The sequence below is a fragment of the Microbaculum mangrovi genome (assembly GCF_051390635.1).
Taxonomy (GTDB): Bacteria; Pseudomonadota; Alphaproteobacteria; order Rhizobiales; family Tepidamorphaceae; genus Microbaculum.
This window is the reverse complement of the sequence record NZ_JBPODT010000003.1, coordinates 631874-652971: the sequence shown is the minus strand read 5'-3', so window position 1 is coordinate 652971 and position 21098 is coordinate 631874. Positions and strand designations below refer to the sequence as shown.

Sequence of the window (21098 nt, the reverse complement as noted above, 5' to 3'; positions counted from 1 at the left end):
ATCTATCAAAGGAGCGCCAGTGAAAGGATGGGGAACAGCGTCAGGATAATCAGCCGGACGATGTCGGAGGCGACGAAGACCGATACGCCCCTGAAGATCGTGCCGAGCGACAGGTTGTCCGCTACGCCCTTGATCACGAACACGTTCAGGCCGATCGGCGGCGTGATCATGCCCAGTTCGATGACCACGATGTTGACGATCGCCCACCAGATCGGGTCGTAGCCCAGCGCCGTGACAAGCGGCAGGACGAAAGGAAGGGTGATCAGCATCGCCGACACCGTCTCGAACACGGCGCCGAGCGCGAGATACATCAGCAGGAGCGCGAAAATGATCACCAGCGGCGGCACATCCAGCGCGCCGATTGCTGTCACGATCGCGGCCGGCGCACCGGTGATCGTGAAGAAGTAGGAGAAGATCGAGGCACCGAAGATGATCAGATAGATCACGGCCGTGTTGGCTGCCGTCTCGCCGAGCGCGCCCAGAAAGGTGGTCCAGGTCAGACGCCGGCGGAACAAGGCAAGCAGGAACGCAAACATCGCGCCGACGGCGGCCGCTTCGTTGACGGTGAAGACGCCGCCGTAAATGCCACCGATAACCGCTGACAGCAGAACGATGACCGCCCAGCTGTCGCGCAGCACGATCAGCCGCTCGCGCCAGCTCGTCCTCTCCCCGGCCGGACCGGCATCGGGGTTGTAGCGGGTGTAGAGGGCAATCGTCAGCCCGTGCAGCAGGACTGCGAGGATGGCCGGGATGACTGCGGCCATGAAGACGTCGAGGATCGGAACGCGCGCCAGAACCGCGTAAATGATCATGATGATGGATGGCGGCACGAGCGCACCGAGCGTTCCGCCCGCGGCGATACATCCGGCGGCGAAAGACGGCGCGTAGCCGCGCTGGAGCATCTGCGGAAGGGCGACGCGCCCGAAGGTGGCCGCGGTTGCCGGCGACGAGCCGCACACGGCGCCGAACAGGGCGCAGCCGCCCATCGTCGCCATGGCCAGGCCACCGCGCCGATGCCCGATGAACGCGTAGGCGAGCCGGTAGATCTCCGCCGACAGGCCACCCGTGGTGGCGAAACTGCCCATCAACAGGAACAGCGGGATTACCGCGAACTCGAAGTTCTGAATGATGCCGACGGGCTCGGAGACGAGGATGCTGAGCGCCGGCTTCACCCCGTCATAGAAGGCGTAACCGAGAAAGCCGGTCATCGCCATGGCGATCCCAATCGGGACCTTCGCCACGATCATCATGAACATGCAGCCGATGCCGATCAGGGCGATGGTAATGGGATCCATCACGCCGCACCTTTCTTCACGGCCGGGCTGTGGCGGAACAGACGGGCGACATCGACGAAGACCACCAGGATCTGCACCGGGATGCAGAGGAAGAACAGCGCCGTGACGACGATCCACCAAGGCGCAATCGGCACTTCCAGAATGAACGAGGTCTCACCGCTCTCGAGCAGCTCACCGCAATAGACGGCGAGCTGCCAGGCGAGAAGCGCGAAGAAGGCGAGCGTGACAATGCCGGCAACGACGTCGAGAACCTGTTCGACCTTGGCTGGAAGAAGTTCGGCCAGGAACGTCACCTGGATATTCTGCCGGCTCGCCAGTGCCGCCGGAAAGCAGGCAGCCATCGTCACCGAGATGAAGAGTGTCGAAAGGTCGTAGACCCCTGCGATCGGTGCGTTGAGCAGCCACCGCGACAACACGTCGACAAGTGTCGCGGTGGCAACGATCAGCAGTCCGATCAGACCGATGAGGGCGATGCCCCGGGTGAGGCGGACGTTCGCGTCTTGTATGCGGTCGAGATTCATCCGCCTCGGTCTCGTAGGAGGAGCCGTCAGGTTACTCGGCGCGGATGGCTTCGAGTTGCTCGATCAGCGCCTGATGGAGTTCCTCACCCTTGTCATGTTCGGCCGTCCACGCGTTGACGCAGGTCGACACGGCTTCCGCCCAGTCCTTCCTGTCCTGCTCGGACGGCTCGACAACGGTCTGGTCGGGATCGTCGATGGTCTGCTGGACCAGTTTGGCGTTTTCCGCATCCATCGCCGCGCCGAAGATGCGGGCGAGCGCCTCGCCGCCCTTCTCGCGCATCACCGCCTGGACATCTTCGGGCAGCGCATCGAACGCCTCGCGCGTCATGATGAAGCCGAAGGGAAGCGATCCGAGCACGTTGTGATAGTGGTGATCCGTGGCGCCCGCGACACCGAAGGCGTGCAGCGCCGCATAGTGCATCGGCGTTGCGTCGATCACGCCGCGGCTAAGGCTTTCCGGGATCTTCGAGATCGGCATGCCGACCGGCACCGCGCCGATGGCTTCGACGCACTGCTGCTCCAGCTTGCCGGCGATGCGGATCTTCTTGCCCTTCAGGTCGGCCATGGTCTCGATCGGGAACGTACCGTGGATCGAGTACGGCGCGGTCGTGAACATTCCCAGGACCTCGAAGTCCTCGTAGCCGCGCAGATTCCCGCCCTCGAACAGGCGCCAGAAGGCAACCGACCCTTCGGTCGCATTTGCCGAGGTGTCCGGCAGTTCGATCACGGCGTTGTCGGGAAACAGGCCCGGATTATAGGCCGGAATGATGAAAGCGATGTCGGCGACGCCGTCCTTCAGCATCTTGATCTGCTTGGAGCCGTCCCGTCCCAGAGTCCCGCCTGGAAACAACTGGATGTTCACCTTGCCGTCGGTGGCCTCCATGACCGCCTCGGCCCAGGGCTTCATGGCTTCCTGGTAGGTGATCTCCTGCTCCGGCGTGAAAACGGCGAACTTCAGATCGATCGTTTCCTGGGCGCCGACTGCGCTCGCCCAGAGTGCGGCCGCGGTTCCGATTGCAAATGCGGGTTTCAGCATGGCGTCTCTCCCTTGTCCCATCGTGCAATTTCCCAATCCGCTATACCGGCTGCCGGGGAATGTCAAATGGATGTTTCAAACAACTGCTTGACCCATCGGATACGAGACCCTAGAAGGCTTCCCCGACGCCTTGGAAGGACGGATCGATTGGACAAACTTCTTATAAAGTCCGCCTACGTCGCGACGCCGGATGCGGCGCCGAACCTGCGGCCGACCACCAGCGACATCCTGATTGTCGGCGGTCGTATTGCGGCGATTGAACCGGAGATCGCCGTTGCAGGCGCGCGCGTCATCGACGGCAAGGGCGCCATCGCCACCGCCGGCATGATCGACACCCACCGCCATGTCTGGCAGACGGCCATTCGTGGCGTGGCGGCGGACTGGTCGCTCACCGACTATGTCAGGGAAATCAGGGTCGGCTACGCCACGGCCTATACGCCGGACCACGTGTATCTGGCCAATCTCGTCGGCGCTTTGGAGGCGCTCGACACCGGCGTCACGACGGTCTGCGACTACTCCCACATCATGAACAGCCCCGAGCATACGGAAGCCGCGATCCAGGGCCTGACCGATGCCGGGATACGCGGCGTGTTCTGTTACGGCTTCTACGATGTCCCGACGCGCGCGAGGGCTTTCACCGACCACGCGGGACGGCTGGCTCATGCCGAGGAAGTCGTCCGCCGTTTCGATGCCGTCGCCGGACCCCGCCTGACGTTCGGGCTGGCCCTGACGGAATTCGGACTTGTCGAGCCGGATCAGACGGCCAGCGAGATCAAGGTCGCGCGGAAGCACGATGCCCTGATCACATTGCATGTGGGAACGTTCGGCTCCCCGCACGGCATCGCCGATCTCGACCGTCACGGCCTGCTCGGCCCCGATATGCTTCATGTGCACGCGAACATGTGCGACGAACGCGAGATCGCGCGAGTGGTGGAGAGCGGGGGCGGATTGTCGATCACGCCGGAAACGGAAATGCAGATGGGCATGGGATTTCCGGTGACCAACCGCCTGCTGAAGGCCGGCGGCGCGCCCAGTATCGGTGTCGATATCGTCTCGCAGAACAGCGGCGACATGCTGACCCAACTGCGCATCGCGCTGCAGACGGCCCGGGCCATCGACAACCAGGAAGTTCTCGATCGCGGGAGCGTCCCCGACGAGGTGAGCCTGAGCGTTCGCGACGCCTTGCGATTTGGAACGGAGTTCGGTGCGGACGCGCTGAAGCTGGGCTGCGACGTGGGGCGCCTGAGCGTCGGTGCAATCGCCGATATCGCGCTGTTCGATACCCGCGGCACGAACATGACGCCGATGACCGATCCCGTCTCGATGCTTATGCTGCAATCGCGGCCTGGCGATGTGTCGACGGTTCTCGTCGAAGGCAAGATCGTGAAAGAGAACGGACGGCTCGTTCATGCCGATCTCGACGCCTTGAAAGAGCGCCTGAACGACAGCTTCGGGGAGATCGCGGCCGACGTGGAACAGGCGCGCGATGTGGCGGCGAAGACCGCGGCCGCATATGCGAACGTGGTCAGCAGTGCGGTGAAGCAGGTCGGACAAAGAACATGATCGACAACACGCAGAGGTCGAACCGCACGGGCGCCGACAAGGGCGACGACGTTACCCGGGCCCGCGTGCTCGACTCGGCTGCCGCCCTGTTTGCCGAAAACGGGATAGACCGCGTTACGACCCGCGCAATCTCCGAAAGAGCCGGCGCGAACGTCGCGGCGGTGAACTACTACTTTGGCGGCAAGGACAATCTGTCCGTCGAGGTCTTTCGTCACGTCGCCCGAGAGAGCGCGGAGCGGCGTTTCGCCGGTCTGGACCGCATTCTGGAAAACGCCCGCATCGCTGGAGGCCCGCCGCCGATCCGCGATATCATCGAGGTCTTCGTCGACGCCTATGTCAGCGCCGATGCGCCGCGCAACGGGACATTGCTGGCTCAGCTGGTGCTCAAGCACAGGCTGTCGCCGACACACTGGACCCAGGCAGTCGTTCAGGAGGAACTCGATCCGCTTGCCAAGCGGTTCATATCCGTCCTGTGCCTTGCCGCACCGTATCTCGAAGTTCGGGAGGTGCATTGGCGGTATCACATGATGGCCGGCGCAGTGATCCTCACGATGAGCGATCGGGGCGCCGGAGGTCGGATCGAACGGCTGTCCGAAGGACAGAGCTCGGTCGACGACACGGAGACCCTTCGCTCGGAGCTCGTCAACTTCGCCACCACGGCTTTCGGCCCAACTGCGGACTGACCCCTATGAAACTAGTGACCTTCCAGGCGGATGATACGATCCGCATCGGCGTTGTTCGGCACGAGGGCATCGTGGCGCTGGACGACAGCCGGCCCGCGTTTCGCTCGATGCGCGCCCTGCTCGAGGCGGGCCCTAAAGCGCTGGAGGCGGCACGCGCCGCCGGTGAGCGGGAGACGGATCTCGTTGTTCTGTCAGACGTCCGGCTTCTGGCGCCGCTGCCGCGGCCGGCCCAGATGCGCGATGCGCTGGTGTTCGAGAAGCACCTCCGGCAGGCCCGCGCCAACCGGTATATCTTCGGCTTGGCCCCGGAACGGGTCTCGCCGGACGAGATCGCCGTGCCGTCCGTCTGGTACGAGCAGCCGATCTACTACAAGTGCAACCGCTTTGCCGTTTCGGGACCGGAGGACGAGATACGCTGGCCGAAGGGCGAAACGCGGCTGGACTACGAACTGGAGATCGCTGCCGTTATCGGGACCGGCGGGCGCGACATCTCTAGAGCCGACGCGAAGAAGCACATCGCCGGCTACATGATCTTCAACGATTTCTCGGCGCGCGACTTCCAGTTCTCCGAAATTCAGGCGGGCCTCGGCCCCGCCAAGGGCAAGGATTTCGACACGGCGAATGCGCTGGGCCCCTGGCTCGTCACGCCGGACGAAGTCGATCCGGCCGACGGACTGGAGATGACCGCGCGCGTCAACGGCGAGGTCTGGTCGCGCGGTCGCTCGGACGAGATGCAGCACGACTTCGCGCGGATCGTCGAGCACGTGTCAAAGAACGAAACACTTCACCCGGGCGAAGTGATCGGGTCGGGGACGGTTGGAAACGGATGCGGCCTGGAGCATGGACGATTTCTATCGGCCGGCGACGTTGTCGAACTCGAGATCGAAGGCCTCGGGCTGCTCCGGAACCGAATAGGGCGCATGGCGTAGAACGATAGATCGAATCGACCGGACAGATCAGCTTTCGTGTTTCTGACCACCTGTCTCGGTCATTCCCTTCGCCATGGCTTCTGCATACTCGGGATCAACGCGTGCATTTATAAGAACCGGCAATCCGTTTCGAAACTTGAGAAGTGCCTCTTTTAGTGCGGCAGCAAGATCCAAGTCCGTTTCCACAGGCCCGATCGCTTCTAGGCCCTGCGCTCTCGCTATCGCGGCAAATTCGATGTCCGGGCCCGATAGGGCTTGCCCTATCGCCCTGTTCTCGACAGGGCGAGACCGGGTAACGGCCACCCTCTCCTGATGGACCTCGTCATTGAAATATGAGCGGTTGTTGCAGACGATCGCGATGAGGGGAATCCTGTAGCGCGCCGCAGTCCAAAAGGCGGACACGCCCATCATGACATCCCCGTCGCCGAGCACGGCCACGGGTACCCTGCCTTTTTCTTCGAGCGCCAATGCGGCGCCTATGAGCATGCCCGGCCCCGATCCGATGCCCGCACCGCCATCGTACCCGAGGTAGTCGAGCGGATGCCGGAAATGCCAACTGCCGCCATCCCAGCCGAGCGGAAGGCGCACGAGGGTGACGGGCTCGCTGGCCAGGCTTTGGGCGAGAGTGGCGGCGAAATTGTCCATCGAAAGACTACCGGTGCGCGGGGGCGGCGCATCCGCGTTTCGAGGCGCCGGCGTCGGCTGCCTGGGGACGTCGAGTCCAAGGCGCATGACGAGACCGCCGATAACGGTGTCCGGCAGCGCCGCGATGTGGAGCCTCGCGGCCGGCTGGGCCATGTGATCAAGGCTCCAGCCATTGGCAAGCTGGTGATCGAGAGTAACGTTGACAAGCGCACCCTCGGCGCCGGCTTGGCGCAAAGCGCCAGCCGGGTCGACCCAATCGAAGGCAATGATCAAGTCAGCCGCCGCAATTGCGCTCGCGGGCTTATCCGCAAGGAAGAAGGATTGCGGTCCGACGTGAAGCGGGTGATCCGTGGGAAAGGCCGCGGCCGTCTTGATATCGGTCACCACCTTCGCGCCGAACCGTTCGGCCAACGCAACACGGGCGTCCCAGTCATCCTCTGAGCGGGAAACGCGCCCCATCATGAAAACAGGAGACGTTGCCGCCTTGAGCAGTGCCTCGAGTTCGGTCAATTGGGCCTCTGTCGGGGCTGGCGCTTCGGGCGCACGGTACAATGCCGGATCAGGGTGTTGCTGGGGAACCGACAGTTTATCTTCTTGTATGGATACGTCGAAACAGACGTAGGTCGGGGCCTGCGGCGCCGTCCGCGTGATCGAGTCAGCGCGCACCATCGAGGCAAGGGACGCCTTGAGGCTGGCCGGCTGATCATCCCACTTTACATAAGGCCGCACCATGGCAGCCTGATCACGCGAGGTGTGGATCCAGTCGATCCAAGGACGGCGCTTCTGCGCGTCGACCGGGCCGGTCGCACCAAATACCATCATCGGAACGCGGTCACACCACGCGTTGTATATCGCCATGGAGCCGTGCATCAGTCCGACATTTGCGTGGAGCACAACGGCCATCGGCTCTCCGGTCACCTTCGCCCAACCGTGTGCGATGGAAACCGCGTGCTCTTCGTGCAGGCAGAGAAGTATCTTCGGGTTTGTATTCCCGAGGCGATTCACCAAGCTGTCGTGAAGCCCGCGGAAGCTGGAACCAGGGTTCAGCGCAATGTAGCGATAACCGAGTGCGCGAAGCATGTCAGCGAGAAGATCGCTTCCCCACAACTCCCCGTCGGCGTGAGGCACGGGCACTTCGATATCGTCGCGGGAAACGCTCATTATCCGACCTTATCGCAACACTCCGGATAAATTCGATATCTAAGTATTCGTCAAGCCTTTCGTTGTTCTGGCATGCAGGCACGAAGCCACACCAAACAACAACCATGGCGTGTAGCAAATGGAATGGCGGCTAGTTATCTTAAGGCCCTGCGGACATGCGAATGGGGCGGCGGGGACGTATTGAATGAATCAGAAGAAAAGCAACGCGAGCGCATCTCCGGACCGAAGGGCGGGCCGTCTACCGGCCTACAAGGACGAACGCATCGCACATCTCGTACGGCGTTGTGCGAGGGGCTTTAGCCGCTCCCTTAGTCGCCGTCTCGCCGACCAAGGTGTTTCCTTCGGCCAGTGGGTTTTCCTGCGCATACTCTGGAAGCAGGAAGGACTAACTCAGCGCGAGCTCAGCGAACTCGCCAACCTCACCGAACCGACCGTCCACACCGCGCTGTCCAAGCTCGAGAAAATGGGCATCATAGTTCGCCGCACCCAGGGCGGTAACAAGCGAAAGTACCACGTATATCTTACCAAAAAGGGCCGCGACCTGCAGTCAACGCTGGAACCTCTGGCGGTAGAAGCGAATGATGCCGCGTTGCGTGGACTGTCCGTGAAGAAGCAGGATCAGCTCCGCGATATGCTGGTTCAGATCCTGAACAATCTGGCCGACGACGAGGCCGAGGCCGAGGCTCTTGGTCTGAAAGTTCCGCCGACACGCAACGCCGCGGTATAGTCCGGCATCTCAATCAGCCCAGTTCTGCAAGTCTCATGCGGAGAGCATCAATCGGCACGACCTCGCGGATCGGCAGCTCTTCATCGGCGGCATCCGGCAGGATGCGCAGCTCTTCTCCGTCCCAGGCCCACCAATAGACAACCTCTCCGTCCCTGTTTCGGATCGGGAGACGAAACGTCGGAAACTCTCGGCACTCCGACGGGACCGAGGCCCGCCCAATCAACTTGGTCCGAGCTGCTTTGTCCTGCAATGCGCCCGACAGTTCGACCATTGCCGTGAATGCCGTCTTTCCCTTCGCGATATCTTCGGCGGGCCCAGCCCTGAAAACCGGATGGACGGCCCGCACAATGTCCGGGTACGGCGAACAGTGGTGCGTCACCTGGACATGCCGCATGCCCTTTTCGGTCTCAATCGCGATGACGTCACCGGGCGAAGGCACTACCGGCTTCAGGGTCTCGACCTCTTGATCAGCCATGGTGTCCCTTCACAACGAATAGGCCTCATACGTAGAGGGATGGAACAGCTCCTCGACTGCCAGCTGGCGTGGCGACAGGCCTTGGCGATGATGCAAATCGAGAAACGTCTCGAGCACGTGTCGGTTGCCCGGGACTCCGTAGGTCCAGATATCGGAGCCAATGAGATTGCGCGCCATGGCCAGAACATCTTCGACAAAAGGCATCGTGACTTTCGTGGCCGACGTATCCGCGAGCGCTGCTTCGGCGACTGCCTTGGACTCTGAGAACGCCTTCAGGAGCGCGCCGGGCAACCAGGGATGAGCCTCGGCCAGTTCTTGCCGCACACCGAGCACATGCATGATCGGGAAAATCCCGGTACGCTTATAATGCTCCGATGCCGCATTGATGCCGTCCGGGAAAAGCCGCCCGACGTTCGGGTAGCCTTCGTCGAAACAAGCAAGCGAACGCGGTCCGATGAACCCATCGATTTCGCCCGCGCGCAACATCTCGTCAAGCGATGTGTCCTCGGGCGCAGGCGAAATGTCGATGTCCTTCGGCAGGTCGATCTTGATCTTTTCGGGACGACCGGGCGTGTGCATGCCGCCGCGCACCCATTTGATGTCGCACGGCTTGACGCCGTAATCCTCCAGGATTCCGCGCGCCCAGACGTTGGCGGTCAATTGCCACTCGGCAATCCCGATGGGTCTGCCTTTCAGGTCGGCGGGACCTTCGATCCCCTTGTCCGTCCGGACGTAGATCGAGGAGTGCCGAAAAGCCCGCGAGAGGAAGACCGGAACCGCAACATAGGGCGAGTCGTCCCGCGCGCGCTTGACGCAATAGGATGAAAAGGACAGTTCGGAGACATCGAATGCTTGGTGGCGGAAGGCTCGAAAAAACATCTCTTCCGGGGACAACAGCTGCGTCACTGCGGTAACGCCGTCGATCGTGACCCTGCCGTCGTGGATAGGACGTGTCCGGTCATAGTCGCCCATGGCGATTGAAAGGGTCAGCTTGGTCAACGGTCTCCTCCGATCAAACGTGTGTCACTGCTTTTTCAGGTCGACGAACCGGCCGGCGCGGGCGGCTTCAAGAATTGCGTGGCAGACCTCGAGACTTGCCCGTCCCCAGCCCGCGGATTGGGTGGGTGGTCGACCGTTCCGTACCGCTTCATAAAGAGCCCGCAAGACCGGCGAGCGGGGTGCAGGATCGGGTGGGGCCGCGACGAACTTTTTCTCGAAATCGCCCCATATCTCCACGCCCTTGGGAGTCAGGCGCAGATCCGCGCGGTCGCAACTGACAATCATCGGGCCGAAGTGCTCAGCATGCGGTGCGGGGGAAGGCGCGTCGGTCGCCCCATAGGTCCGCCCCGATTTCAGCTTCGGTTCATCGGCCGGCGACGTCAGGCGCGACAACGCTTTGCGGCTTCTCCCATAGGTAGCGGGAACCTTCTCAAGCCCGAGTTCGCTGATCCCATCCTGCAATACGTCGCTGTCATAATGGGCGTAGCCGGAGTAGGTCAGCGATGCGAAACGCCCGCCCTCGAACTCGATCACGGCGGAGTAAGCGCCCTCCGTCTGCCGGGCGGCATCCCAAGCCCCCGTCATGGCCACGACCCGTGTCGCGCGGACGCCCATCAGAAGGCGGACGATATCGATCTGGTGCACGGCCTGGCTGAAGACAACACCGCCTCCCTGCGCAGTGTCCAGTTCCTCGGGCCGCCTGGGGCGGTACAGGAAATCAGTGTAGTTGAACGCGTGGATCATGCGGACCGCCCCGAACTCTCCGGACGCGACCATCTCCCGGGCCAAGAGCACCGGCTGATCGAAACTGTGGCTCGGCCCCGTGATCAGGTGCAATCCAGCCCGCGCTGCGCTTTCCACGATTGCATCCGCGTCGTCCATCGAGATCGCCAGGGGCTTCTCGACCAGAAGATGTTTGCCGCCAGACGCGACTGCGTCTGCGTGTTCGCGGTGCATCTGATGTGGCGTGGCGATGTAAACGGCCTCCACGTTGGGGTCTTGCGCCAGTTCGTTCACCGTCGCATACGCCTTGCCGCCGAACTCGGCCACAAACGCGGTTCGGCTTTCCTCACGCGGGGCGGCGCAGGCGACAAGCGCCGCATGGGGATCGGAACGCAGACTCGGAAGTGTCAGCATGAAGCCCCGACCGAGCCCCGCGACGCCAAGCCGGACCGGGTCAGAGATCAATGACGAGCCCCCCCGACCTGGCGCGCGACACACAGATCATGATGTGATCGCTCTTCTCTTCCTCCATCAGGACCAGGTCACGGTGGTCCACGTCCCCGTCCACAAGCTTGCATTTGCATGTCCCGCACGTCCCGCTCTCGCAGGAACTGACGGTTGCCTCGCCGGCATCGCGAAGCGCCTCCAGAATTGACCGATCGGCAGGGATTTCGATCGTCCGGCCTGTGCTCGCGACCGTCACTTTGAAGGGAACGTCGTTTTCCCGGACAACCTCGGCCGCTTTGAAGTCCTCAAAATGAATGCGCCCCTCCGGCCAGTGGCCGGAAACGGCCTTGATCTCCTCCATCAAAGGTGCGGGGCCGCAGCAGTAGACGTGTTCGGGTCCGGGCTCTTCGAAATGTTCCCAGAAGTCGTAGAAGTTGTCGGGCTCGCCTTTGTCATGGTGGACGATCGCGCCCGGAAAGCCTCTGCATTCATCGAGGTACGCGGTCTCATTGGCCGATCGCGTACAGTAGATCATGCTGAAGGCCGTTCCTTCCTGAGAAAGCGCGCGGGCCATCGAAAGGATCGGGGTAACGCCGATTCCGCCTGCGATCAGGAGATACTTCGGCGCAGCCACCAGCGCGAACTCGTTCTTCGGAGGTTCGGCGTTCAACGCCGTGCCCACCTGCACATCGTCGTGCATCGAGGCAGACCCTCCCCGGGAATTCGCCTCTCGCTTGACCGCTATCACATAGGTTTCCGGGGCCTCGCCTTCGTTGAGGAGAGAATAACGCCGCATCGCGCCGCTCGGGGTTTCGACGGTAATGTGCGCACCCGGCGTGAAGGGCGGGAGCGCTGCTCCCCCCTCCCCCGCCAACGTGAACTCGCAGATGTCGGACGTCAGTTGGTTTCGCGAGATCACTTTCAACGCCATCCGATCTTCGGGACGTTCCATTTCCTGCCTCTTGTTGATCCCTGAACTGATTTGATATTAGATATCTAAGGTTTTCGTCAAGTTGCCTACCCGGAAGGGGAGGACGCCGGCATGTAGAACTGGAGGGTCGAAATGCTTACAGCCGAAGAGAACGATCTGCTTACATTGGTCGAGGCTGAAGCCCCGATGGGTGTCCTGATGCGGCAGCACTGGACGCCGGTATGCCTGATCGAAGAGGTGGCTGAGCCGGACGGTGCACCACTGCGGGTCGAGGCTATCGGCAGGAGCTACGTCTGCTTCCGCAACACCGAAGGGCGTGTCGGTCTTCTCGACGAACTTTGCCCACATCGGAAAGCGTCACTGGTACTCGGGCGGAACGAAGACTGCGGACTACGCTGCCTCTATCACGGCTGGAAGTTCGACGTGGACGGGAACTGCGTCGCGATGTCCTCGGAGCCGGAGGAGTCGCCATTGCACGGCAAGGTGAAGCATCGTGCCTACCCGGTTAAGGAATGGGGCGGCTTCGTCTGGGCCTGGCTAGACACAGAAAGGGAAGCACCCGAGTTCCAGCCTCCTGCGTTCGCGCCAATCGAGGGCACGCCCGTATCCATCCTGAAGATCCGCATTCCCGCCAACTGGGCACAGATAACAGAGGGCCAGATAGACAGTGCCCATTCGTCATCGCTGCATTCCTCCGACATGAAGCCTGCACGCGTTGAGGGGGCCTCGGCCGACGAAAAGTCGTGGTACCGGCCTTCAACTGACAAGTCTCCCAGGATGCAGACGCAGACGACGTCCTACGGCTTCCACTACGCGGCCATTCGGAAACCGATCAAGAACGCCGGGACCCACAACTACCTGCGGATCACAGAATATATTGCGCCTTTCACATCCCTCATTCCGCCTAACAACAATTACAACGTCGCGACTGTGATCGTGCCCATCGACGATGAAACCTCGTTCTTCCACTTCATCGCGTGGGGCGGCAAAGCATGTCCGTCGACGGAGGAATGGCGGAAGTTCAACCATGCCCGCCCTGGCATTGATCTCGACGAGAAGTGGCGCCCGAGCCGGGTCCTGGAGAACAACTTCCTCCAGGACCGCCAGATGATGAAGCTTGGAAACTTCACGGGTATCCGCGGCATCCCCAACCAGGATATCGCGATGTGGGTTTCTATGGGCGCCAGGGTAGACCGATCGTCGGACCTTCTCGGAGCGTCCGACCTGGCGATCGTGGAATTTCGCCGCCTTATGAGCGATGCCGCCAGGCGCGTCGCAGAGGGTGGCGCCGCGATCGGCACCGAAGAACCACGCGTGCCGCACACCTCCATTTCCTCAAAAGAAGGCGTCTTCTCCAAGGAGATCGATTGGCGGACGCTGGGTGAGGAAGTGCAGCGCGTCTCCGCAGCGGAGTGACGAGACGCCGAACAGTTGTTCTTGACAAAACACCACCGCTAAAAAAAGATAGATATCTAAGAATAAAATACAGCGACATCGCGCGGGAAAATCGAAACGGTGTCGCGGCAAGGGAGGAGATATGCCGGACGGCCAGTCATTGGCGGGCAAGCCGGTCTCGATTGCGCCGGTCCCATCGGGGCAGGTCGCTGCCAGCAATTGGCGCGAGAGTTGCGACGCATCGCTCGCGATATCGGCGCGGTCGGCTGGACACCTTCGTACCCAACGCGAACTCGCCGGCACGACCGCTCCCGTCTCCCGCCAGGACACGAATCCGGAACAAGCGATCGGCGGCGCGGTCAAGGGCACGCCCCCTGGACGGACGGACGGGCAATCCCGTGGCCCATCAGGCCGTACGCTCGTCCGTGCCACGCATCACGAGCGCGTTGTGCGGACGGAGGCCCAGGCTTTCGAGCTTGGCGCCCCTATAGAGGTTGAAACAAGGTCGGGTTCCGGTCCGAGCCAGACGCAGTCCGACAACGTGCGCGGCGTCAACGAGTGGCCAGTCGCCAACGCCTTGGGAGCAGGTCTCAAAGCATCGATATGGACACGCGGAGTAGATACAGCCGTGCGCCGTTTGCGCCACGGCGACGCTGACGGCGCCTGGATCAATGGCACCAGCGACCCCGACGCCCCCTTCGGAGGTGTCAAGCAATCCGGATTGGGACCGGAAAACTGTCCGAGCAAATGGCCCCCTAAACGGGCTCTAGGACGGTTACGATCGTCGCCTCCCAAAGAAGAGGCCGGCGATGCCAATACTCACGAAAAATCGCAAGAGGGAGGATACCATGAAGTTAAGGTCAATCGTGATCGCGCTCGGATTGGCAATGGCGGCCGGAGGCGCGCAGGCTCAGTCCATTGACCTGACCCTTTCGGGCGGGAACCCGGGTGGGCTGTGGTCGCTTCTAGGCGCAGGTTTGGATCGTGCCGCAAAGGCCGAGAATCCGGACAACGTAATCACCTACCAGGCAACTGGGGGTGGGTTCGCCAACATCGGACTTCTCGCCACGAACCGATCCGACCTGGGCCTGGTACACGATGCTGAAGTCAAGCTCGCACTAACGGGACAGGAGCCATTCAAAGCGCCGGTCACGAACTTGCAAGCCATCGGCTACATGTACAACTGGGCGCCGATGCACTTCTTCCTGAAGAAGTCGGTTGCCGACGAATACGGTATCGACAGCCTCGACGATCTCGCGTCGTCCGGCGCGCCCCTCACCATCGGTATCAACCGTTCGGGCAACATCACCGGCGACGTTGCACTTTTCATGCTCGAAGCAGCAGGACTCGATGAAACCACGCTCGAGGCGAATGGTGGCTCCTTTGTTCGCGCCGGCGCGAACGAGCAGGGCGATCTGATGCAGGACGGGCGGATCACCATGGCCACAAATGGCATTTTCATCGGCCACTCATCGTTCCGAGCGATCGATGAGAATACCGACGTGGTTCTGCTTGAAATTCCTGAGGACGTCATCGCCGCGACGAATGAACAGTTCGGCACATCGTCCTATACGATCCCCGCCGGCAGCTACTCAAAACAGACTGGCGACATAGACACCATGGCGCTCGGTGCCATGGTGGTGGCAACCGACGCGATGGACGACGCGGTGGCCGAGACTCTCGCCCGTAGCGTCCTCGAACACATCGACGAAATTCGCGAGGTCCACGGTGCGATGAAGCAACTTTCGCCGGAACTGATGGTGAGCCAGACCGTCTTGCCGTTCCACCCCGGCGCCGCCAAGGTCTACAAGAAAGCGGGCCTGATCGAGTGACTTTTTCCCTCGTTGCGACGGGACGCCGGCGCGCCTTCAAGGGGGCGCCGGCACGGACACTGACGGGCATCGCTGCCGCCTTTGCCTGTTGGGTTATCTACGCCAACCTTTTCGTTATCTCGGACCCGCTGGTCCTCGGCATCCTGTTTGTGTCGGGTATCCTGACGCTCCTCTTCCTGGTTATAGGACACTCCCCCTCTGCCCCCGACACTCCGACGATTATCGATTGGACGCTCTCGGGGTTGAGTCTGGCGTCGGGTGTATTCTTCTTCGTCAATGCGGGCGAAATTTCCGACCGGATCACCCTCCTTGATCCGTTCACCGGACCGCAGTTCTTCTTCGGCACAGCGATCCTGCTTCTTACCCTCGAAGCAACGCGGCGCACGACTGGCGCGGCGCTGACCGGGATCGTGGCGCTCTTCCTGCTCTACAATTGGTTTGGATACCTGCTACCGCCGCCATTCGGCCACGGCATCTCCGAGTTCACCTACCTGCTTGATATTCTCGTGTTCACAACAGACGGCGTATTCGGGGTCCCGATCCAGGTCGTCGCGAGCTATGTCTTCCTGTTCGTGATGTTCGGAACCCTTTTGTCGAAGGCCGGCGGTGGCGACTTCTTCTTCAACATCGCGTCGGCTGCAACGGGAAACAGCCGAGGAGGCCCGGCGAAGGTCGCGGTCATATCCTCAGGCCTGTACGGCACGATGTCGGGCAGCCCGACTTCGGATGTAGTGGCGACCGGATCGATCACGATTCCCATCATGAAGCGTCTTGGCTACTCCAAGCGCTTCTCCGGCGCCGTTGAGGTCGCGGCATCGACGGGCGGTAGCGCCATGCCACCAATTATGGGTTCGGCCGCTTTCATTCTCGCCGAGTTCACCGGGACCCCCTATCGAGAGATCGTTTATGCGGGCCTCATACCCGCACTCCTCTACTACGTTGGCGTATTCCTTCAGGTGCACCTGCGCGCGGTTCGCGAAGACCTCAAGCCGTATTCCGACGCCATTCCCTCGCTCGCTTCTACTTTCGCTTCGGGTTGGCCTTTCCTGATACCGATCGCTGTCATCATAGGTGTTCTGATGGCCGGCTACTCTCCGGTCTTTACCGCCGGAGCAGGTGCCTTCGCTGTCATCGTCGGTACATTCTTCACCAAGAAGACGCGTATGACGCTTTGGCAGATCGTCGAGGCTCTGGGGGAGACAACACTCCGAATCCTTCCGGTCGCGGGCGCCTGCGCTGCCGCGGGGCTTGTTATTGGCGGGCTCTCGATGACCGGGCTCGGCATGAAGGCCGCTAGCGTGATCATTGAAATCTCGGGAGGCACCGCGATCTTGACGCTACTGCTTGCGGCAGTGGTCACCATCATCCTTGGGCTTGGGATGCCGACCCCTTCGGCCTACATTCTGGCTGCCGTCCTGGTCGGGCCTGCGCTGACCAAGATCGGTTACCCAGTCCTCGAAAGCCACATGTTCCTGCTGTACTACGCCATCTTGTCGGCACTTACGCCGCCAATTGCGGTCGCCGCCTTGGCTGCAGCGGCAATTGCGGACGAGGATCCATTCGTCATCGCGTTTGACGCGATGCGGCTCGCCGCTGTCGGCTTCCTGTTACCATTCGTTTTCATCTGGAACCCGGCGATCCTCGGACAGGGAACCGCCTTCGAAATCGCCCGTGTCGCAACCGGTGGTGCAATCGCTGCCTGCGCTATTGCGGTTTCATTTGAGTGGATCAAGCTGGGTAGAAGCGGGGTCACGGCATGGCCGATGCGCGGCGCTCTCGTTGCGGGAGCCACGGCGGCTGTCGCGCCGAACATGCTCGTAGCGCTCATCGGGAGCACACTAACCGTCGGGATTATGGCCTTCCTCTACATTCAGTCCAGAGACAACACCGCCCCCGAAACAGCACCTGGTGAATAGTATTGTCCCGATCTTGAAAAGTGGCCTTAGTTCCTGAAACCGGCCTGCCTTCGGTAAACAGCGCGAAGCCTTGCCATAATCGCGGCTCCCAGCGAATTTGCAGAACCTTCAGCACGCGACCCAGAACAGCGAACTCTACTCGGACAGCGATCAGGTCCATTCGCGCTTTAGTCATAGTCGGCCACGCAACCGGGAAGTCCGCGCGCCGCCCTGCCAACTAGGGCCGAGCGCTCCGTTAAATCACGAGGCAATCCGCTTCAGCGAAACAGGCTGCCCCCGCGGTTACGTTCAGAACAACGAAGCATCAAGAACCGTCGTTCATAGCAACGCCCTCGAACGGCCACGGCTGACGCCTTGCCGTCTCAGTAATAATATTTCGCTATTCACCTTGTGTCGGATTTACTTCGTCCGGCTGCAAAGCTCAATTCCGACACGGGCTAGGCAAGGGCGCTCGAAACGGCCCTGAGCGCAAACCGATATCCATCGGCACCAAGTCCCGCAATCACACCGATGGCGACCTTGGATACGTAGGAATGGTGATAGTAGGACTCGCGCCGGTGAATGTTGGAGAGGTGGACCTCGATGATCGGCCCTTCGAACATCTTCAGCGCATCCAGCAGCGCGATCGACGTGAAGGTGTAGGCGGCAGGGTTGATGACGATGCCCGCGCCGGCGGCTATCGCCTCGTGCACCCACGCGATCAACTCGCCCTCGTGGTTCGACTGGCGGAACGCGATCGTCCAGTCGGGCAGTTCCGACCGGCATATCGCCTCGATGTCGGCGAGCGTCGCCTTCCCGTAGATGTGCGGTTCACGGGTGCCCAGCCGGTTCAGGTTCGGGCCGTTCAGCACATAGATCGTCTTGTTCATTCGGTCGGTCCCTATCCCGAGTAGCCGAGCAGGCGCGGCAGCCACAGAACGACGTCCGGCACCAGTGTGATGAAGGCGAGGGCGACGAGCAGTGCCAATAGGAATGGCAGGATGTCGCGGATGATCGGCAGAAGTCCGCTGCGGGACACGTTGGCGACGACGAACAGCAGAAGGCCGTAAGGCGGCGTGATCAGGCCGATCATCAGGTTGACGACGACGACCACGCCGAAATGCACCATGTCGATGCCGAGTGCCTGCGCCGTCGGGACGAAGATCGGGACGATAACGAGAAGGATCGTGATGCCTTCGAGAAGGCAGCCCAGGATCAGCAGCGTGACATTGACGATCAGCAGGAACCCGAGCGGCGAGAGATCGTAGCCGGATATCATCGCACTCAGGCTGTTGGGAATATTCTCGATCGTCACCACGTAGTTGAAGACCAGCGCACCGCCGATCATCAGGCCGATAGAGGCGCTCGAGCGTGCGCTCGACAGGACGGCCCGATAGGCGTCCTTCGCGGACACGTCGCGATAGAGAAGGATCGAAATGAGGAATGCATAGGCGGCCGCGATCGCGGCGGCTTCCGTTGGCGTGGCCACCCCGCCGTAGATGCCGCCGAGCAAGATAACCGGCATCATCAGCGCCGGGAACGCGCGCACCGTAATCATGGGAAGCCTGCGCAGCGCGACCGGGTCTTCGACCGGGAAGTCCTTTCGATGCGCCACGATGGAATTGATGGCCATCAGCATCGCGGCCATCAGCAGTCCGGGCACGGCGCCTCCCAGAAACAGGTATCCGATGGACGCGTCGGAAACGAGTGCGAACAGCACCATCGGGATCGAGGGCGGGATGATCGGTCCCACCACCGCGGAGGCTGCCGTGATCGCCCCTGCATAGCTGCGGCTATAGCGCCCGTCGCGCGTCATCATTCCGATGATCAGTCGCCCGACGCCGGCGGCATCCGCGATCGCCGACCCGGACATGCCGGCGAAGATCACGCTCTGCACAACGTTGACGTGGCCGAGACCGCCGCGGAAGCGCCCGACCAGCGCGTTGCAGAAATCCAGAAGCCGGTTCGACAGGCTGCCGACGTTCATCAACTCGGCCGACAGGATGAAAAGCGGGATGGCGAGCAGGACGAAGCTGCCGCGAAGCCCTTGCAGAAGCTGTTCGGCCGCGATGGCGAGATCCTGCCCCTGCACCAGCAGGTAGAGGATCGAGCCGCCGATCATCGCGTATCCTATCGGCAAACCGAGAACAGCCAGAACCGTTATCGAGGCGAGACAGATCGCAAACGGACTGAACAGACTCATTCGTCCCTCAGGTGAGAGGGATCGGTGAGATCGGGCGCCCTGCCGCGGATCGCCTCAAAACCGAGCCATGCGTAGCGGACGATCGCGGCGAGAGCGAACAGCACGTATACGAAGAAGAGATAGTCGAGCCGGATGTCGATATAGGACGCCTTCTCGACCTTCATGAACATCACGTAGTCGACAGTCGCCGGCAGTGAGACAAGCAGGAGCGCGATCAGCGCCATGGCCGTCACGATCGCGAAACCTCGGCGGGTTCGCCTGGAGACGGCGCTGTAGACGATATCGAAGCGGATCTCGTCGCGCTCGGTGACAACGAACGCAGCCCCCCATAACACCAGCCACATCCAGGCAAGCGTGCTGACCTCAAGCGTCCAGCCGACCGGCCAACCGAGCACGTAGCGGAAGAGGATTTGAAGGATGAAGGAGACGAAGACGGTCGCGAGCAGCACGACGGCGACGTTCTCGGCGCGCCGTTTCATCCATCGCAGCAGACGGAGCTGGTTCATGGTCATCGGCTTTTTCGCTGGCTCTCACCAGTGTCGAGCGAAAGTAGGCACCCGTCCGGACGTCGGTCACCGGCCACATCAGGCCGGTGACCCAATTCCCCTCCCCTGACAGTCTTCAGAGGGCGTTGATCTTGTCCAGCATTCCTTCCGGCCAGTCCTTGGCGAAGTCGGATTCGAGATACTTCTGCTGGGCATACTGGCGGAAAGCCTCGACGTCGGGCTTGTAGACCTTGAGCCCTTGTTCCTTGAAGAAGTCGGCGAGCTTGGCTTCCTCTTCGAGGTGCCTCTGCGTGCTCCAGTCGACGGCCTTGTTGACCTCGGCTTCGAGCGTCGCCTGCTGCTCCGGTGTCAGCGAATCCCATGTTTTCTTGGATACCGCGAACAGATCGTAGCCGATCAGGTGGCTGGTCAACACGATCTGCGAGGTTACCTCGTAGAATTTCATGTTGTAGTCGTTCGGCAGCGGGTTGTCCTGGCCATCGATCGCGCCGGTCTGCAGGCCGGTGTAAACTTCCGAATACGCCATCGGCGTCGGGTTGGCGCCGAGTGCGGAGCCGAGAAACTGCCAGGCGTCGCCACCCGGCATTCTCAGCTTGATGCCCGCCATGTCCGCCGGCGTCTTGATCTCCTTCTCGGGCTTCAGATTCACCTGGCGGGTCCCGAAATAGACCGGGGCGATGATACGGATGCCGAGCTTGTCCTCGGCCATCTTCGTCATTTCCTTGCCAGGCTCGCTGGCGAAGAACGTCTTCAGATGATCGGCGTCGCGGAACAGGTAGGCGGCCGTCAGAACCGACCACTCGGGCAGCTGCTTGGCGATATCCTGCGGCGCGACGATGCCCGTTTCCAGGTTGCCGCGCTGAAGGGCGACGAGCTCGGTGCCTTGTTTGAAGAGGGTGGCGCCAAAATGCGGTTCGAGGGTGAACTCACTGGAGAGTGCTTCCTGCAGGTTCCGGATAGCATCGGCGCGGATATCCGTATCCCCGAAGACAGCCGCGAACTTGAGAGTCGGCTTGTCCTGCGCGGCCGCAGGTCCGGCGACGCCGATGGCGGCGAGCATGGCGCAGCCGAGGATGGCGAAGCGTCTGTTGATCATCATGGACATGCTATTTTCCTCCCGTTTAGAGCGGAC

Annotated in this window: 20 protein-coding genes; 8 read left to right on the top strand and 12 right to left on the bottom strand. The window is 61.7% G+C overall.

Annotated elements, in window-relative coordinates; genetic code table 11:
- Positions 1-5: 5 nt before the first annotated feature.
- Genes ACSF9G_RS15890 through ACSF9G_RS15880 form a run of 3 tightly spaced genes read right to left on the bottom strand, consistent with a single transcriptional unit; the run spans position 6 to position 2852 of the window.
- The gene (locus tag ACSF9G_RS15890) at positions 6-1295 is read right to left on the bottom strand and encodes a TRAP transporter large permease (RefSeq protein ID WP_436643269.1); all 1290 of its coding nucleotides are present in this window, start codon (positions 1293-1295) and stop codon (positions 6-8) included.
- The gene (locus ACSF9G_RS15885) at positions 1295-1816 is read right to left on the bottom strand and encodes a TRAP transporter small permease (protein ID WP_261617551.1); all 522 of its coding nucleotides are present in this window, start codon (positions 1814-1816) and stop codon (positions 1295-1297) included. The genes ACSF9G_RS15890 and ACSF9G_RS15885 overlap by 1 nt, the downstream gene beginning before the upstream one ends.
- 31 nt (positions 1817-1847) lie before the next feature.
- Positions 1848-2852 (bottom strand): TRAP transporter substrate-binding protein, encoded by a 1005-nt coding sequence (locus tag ACSF9G_RS15880; RefSeq protein ID WP_436643070.1) that lies wholly within the window; start codon positions 2850-2852, stop codon positions 1848-1850.
- A 147-nt stretch (positions 2853-2999) separates the two neighbouring features.
- On the opposite strand from ACSF9G_RS15880, the gene ACSF9G_RS15875 reads away from it, so the two are divergent.
- The 3 genes from ACSF9G_RS15875 to ACSF9G_RS15865 are packed head-to-tail and all read left to right on the top strand — an operon-like array spanning position 3000 to position 6027.
- Positions 3000-4415 (top strand): amidohydrolase family protein, encoded by a 1416-nt coding sequence (locus ACSF9G_RS15875; RefSeq protein WP_436643069.1) that lies wholly within the window; start codon positions 3000-3002, stop codon positions 4413-4415.
- Positions 4412-5098: a TetR family transcriptional regulator gene (locus ACSF9G_RS15870; protein ID WP_436643067.1), complete on the top strand. Its 687-nt coding sequence runs from the start codon at positions 4412-4414 to the stop codon at positions 5096-5098. Before ACSF9G_RS15875 ends, ACSF9G_RS15870 begins: the two co-directional genes overlap by 4 nt.
- Before the next feature lie 5 nt (positions 5099-5103).
- Positions 5104-6027, top strand: a complete 924-nt coding sequence (locus tag ACSF9G_RS15865; protein ID WP_436643066.1) for a fumarylacetoacetate hydrolase family protein — start codon at positions 5104-5106, stop codon at positions 6025-6027.
- Positions 6028-6054: 27 nt separating this feature from the next.
- On the opposite strand, the gene ACSF9G_RS15860 is transcribed toward ACSF9G_RS15865, so the two are convergent.
- Positions 6055-7833 carry a thiamine pyrophosphate-binding protein gene (locus ACSF9G_RS15860; RefSeq protein WP_436643065.1) on the bottom strand — a complete coding sequence of 593 codons (1779 nt, stop codon included), beginning with the start codon at positions 7831-7833 and terminating at the stop codon, positions 6055-6057.
- Between the two features lie 184 nt (positions 7834-8017).
- Between ACSF9G_RS15860 and ACSF9G_RS15855 the strand changes: the two genes are divergently transcribed.
- Complete coding sequence (locus ACSF9G_RS15855) at positions 8018-8560, top strand: MarR family winged helix-turn-helix transcriptional regulator (protein ID WP_436643064.1); 543 nt, start codon at positions 8018-8020, stop codon at positions 8558-8560.
- Positions 8561-8573: 13 nt separating this feature from the next.
- On the opposite strand, the gene ACSF9G_RS15850 is transcribed toward ACSF9G_RS15855, so the two are convergent.
- The 4 genes from ACSF9G_RS15850 to ACSF9G_RS15835 are packed head-to-tail and all read right to left on the bottom strand — an operon-like array spanning position 8574 to position 12156.
- Complete coding sequence (locus ACSF9G_RS15850) at positions 8574-9035, bottom strand: hypothetical protein (RefSeq protein ID WP_436643063.1); 462 nt, start codon at positions 9033-9035, stop codon at positions 8574-8576.
- 9 nt (positions 9036-9044) lie between these two features.
- Positions 9045-10034, bottom strand: a complete 990-nt coding sequence (locus tag ACSF9G_RS15845) for an ABC transporter substrate-binding protein (protein ID WP_436643062.1) — start codon at positions 10032-10034, stop codon at positions 9045-9047.
- A gap of 24 nt (positions 10035-10058) precedes the next feature.
- Positions 10059-11255, bottom strand: coding sequence for a Gfo/Idh/MocA family protein (locus tag ACSF9G_RS15840; protein WP_436643061.1), 1197 nt, complete (start codon positions 11253-11255; stop codon positions 10059-10061).
- The gene (locus tag ACSF9G_RS15835) at positions 11212-12156 is read right to left on the bottom strand and encodes a PDR/VanB family oxidoreductase (protein WP_436643060.1); all 945 of its coding nucleotides are present in this window, start codon (positions 12154-12156) and stop codon (positions 11212-11214) included. The genes ACSF9G_RS15840 and ACSF9G_RS15835 overlap by 44 nt, the downstream gene beginning before the upstream one ends.
- 111 nt (positions 12157-12267) lie before the next feature.
- On the opposite strand from ACSF9G_RS15835, the gene ACSF9G_RS15830 reads away from it, so the two are divergent.
- From ACSF9G_RS15830 to ACSF9G_RS15815, 4 genes are all read left to right on the top strand, one after another.
- Entirely contained in the window at positions 12268-13551 is a 1284-nt protein-coding gene (locus tag ACSF9G_RS15830; RefSeq protein ID WP_436643059.1) for a Rieske 2Fe-2S domain-containing protein, read from the top strand.
- Between the two features lie 121 nt (positions 13552-13672).
- Positions 13673-14452: an aldehyde dehydrogenase family protein gene (locus ACSF9G_RS15825; protein WP_436643058.1), complete on the top strand. Its 780-nt coding sequence runs from the start codon at positions 13673-13675 to the stop codon at positions 14450-14452.
- Complete coding sequence (locus ACSF9G_RS15820) at positions 14379-15362, top strand: TAXI family TRAP transporter solute-binding subunit (RefSeq protein ID WP_436643057.1); 984 nt, start codon at positions 14379-14381, stop codon at positions 15360-15362. Before ACSF9G_RS15825 ends, ACSF9G_RS15820 begins: the two co-directional genes overlap by 74 nt.
- Positions 15359-17278 (top strand): TRAP transporter permease, encoded by a 1920-nt coding sequence (locus tag ACSF9G_RS15815; RefSeq protein ID WP_436643056.1) that lies wholly within the window; start codon positions 15359-15361, stop codon positions 17276-17278. Before ACSF9G_RS15820 ends, ACSF9G_RS15815 begins: the two co-directional genes overlap by 4 nt.
- A gap of 437 nt (positions 17279-17715) precedes the next feature.
- Here the strand turns inward: ACSF9G_RS15815 and aroQ are convergent, their stop codons facing one another.
- From aroQ to ACSF9G_RS15795, 4 genes are all read right to left on the bottom strand, one after another.
- Positions 17716-18147, bottom strand: a complete 432-nt coding sequence (aroQ, locus tag ACSF9G_RS15810; RefSeq protein WP_436643055.1) for a type II 3-dehydroquinate dehydratase — start codon at positions 18145-18147, stop codon at positions 17716-17718.
- A gap of 11 nt (positions 18148-18158) precedes the next feature.
- Positions 18159-19460, bottom strand: coding sequence for a TRAP transporter large permease (locus ACSF9G_RS15805; RefSeq protein WP_436643054.1), 1302 nt, complete (start codon positions 19458-19460; stop codon positions 18159-18161).
- On the bottom strand, positions 19457-19972 hold the full coding sequence (locus ACSF9G_RS15800) for a TRAP transporter small permease (RefSeq protein ID WP_436643053.1): 516 nt from the start codon (positions 19970-19972) through the stop codon (positions 19457-19459). The genes ACSF9G_RS15805 and ACSF9G_RS15800 overlap by 4 nt, the downstream gene beginning before the upstream one ends.
- 109 nt (positions 19973-20081) lie before the next feature.
- Positions 20082-21071: a sialic acid TRAP transporter substrate-binding protein SiaP gene (locus ACSF9G_RS15795; protein WP_436643052.1), complete on the bottom strand. Its 990-nt coding sequence runs from the start codon at positions 21069-21071 to the stop codon at positions 20082-20084.
- Positions 21072-21098: the final 27 nt, after the last annotated feature.

Bases quoted from the DNA above. Each gene is read 5' to 3' on its own strand.
- ACSF9G_RS15890 (WP_436643269.1), bottom strand. From the start codon at position 1,295: ATGGATCCCATTACCATCGCCCTGATCGGCATCGGCTGCATGTTCATG.
- ACSF9G_RS15885 (WP_261617551.1), bottom strand. From the start codon at position 1,816: ATGAATCTCGACCGCATACAAGACGCGAACGTCCGCCTCACCCGGGGC.
- ACSF9G_RS15880 (WP_436643070.1), bottom strand. From the start codon at position 2,852: ATGCTGAAACCCGCATTTGCAATCGGAACCGCGGCCGCACTCTGGGCG.
- ACSF9G_RS15870 (WP_436643067.1), top strand. From the start codon at position 4,412: ATGATCGACAACACGCAGAGGTCGAACCGCACGGGCGCCGACAAGGGC.
- ACSF9G_RS15865 (WP_436643066.1), top strand. From the start codon at position 5,104: ATGAAACTAGTGACCTTCCAGGCGGATGATACGATCCGCATCGGCGTT.
- ACSF9G_RS15860 (WP_436643065.1), bottom strand. From the start codon at position 7,833: ATGAGCGTTTCCCGCGACGATATCGAAGTGCCCGTGCCTCACGCCGAC.
- ACSF9G_RS15855 (WP_436643064.1), top strand. From the start codon at position 8,018: ATGAATCAGAAGAAAAGCAACGCGAGCGCATCTCCGGACCGAAGGGCG.
- ACSF9G_RS15850 (WP_436643063.1), bottom strand. From the start codon at position 9,035: ATGGCTGATCAAGAGGTCGAGACCCTGAAGCCGGTAGTGCCTTCGCCC.
- ACSF9G_RS15835 (WP_436643060.1), bottom strand. From the start codon at position 12,156: ATGGAACGTCCCGAAGATCGGATGGCGTTGAAAGTGATCTCGCGAAAC.
- ACSF9G_RS15830 (WP_436643059.1), top strand. From the start codon at position 12,268: ATGCTTACAGCCGAAGAGAACGATCTGCTTACATTGGTCGAGGCTGAA.
- ACSF9G_RS15825 (WP_436643058.1), top strand. From the start codon at position 13,673: ATGCCGGACGGCCAGTCATTGGCGGGCAAGCCGGTCTCGATTGCGCCG.
- ACSF9G_RS15820 (WP_436643057.1), top strand. From the start codon at position 14,379: ATGAAGTTAAGGTCAATCGTGATCGCGCTCGGATTGGCAATGGCGGCC.
- aroQ (WP_436643055.1), bottom strand. From the start codon at position 18,147: ATGAACAAGACGATCTATGTGCTGAACGGCCCGAACCTGAACCGGCTG.
- ACSF9G_RS15805 (WP_436643054.1), bottom strand. From the start codon at position 19,460: ATGAGTCTGTTCAGTCCGTTTGCGATCTGTCTCGCCTCGATAACGGTT.
- ACSF9G_RS15800 (WP_436643053.1), bottom strand. From the start codon at position 19,972: ATGACCATGAACCAGCTCCGTCTGCTGCGATGGATGAAACGGCGCGCC.
- ACSF9G_RS15795 (WP_436643052.1), bottom strand. From the start codon at position 21,071: ATGTCCATGATGATCAACAGACGCTTCGCCATCCTCGGCTGCGCCATG.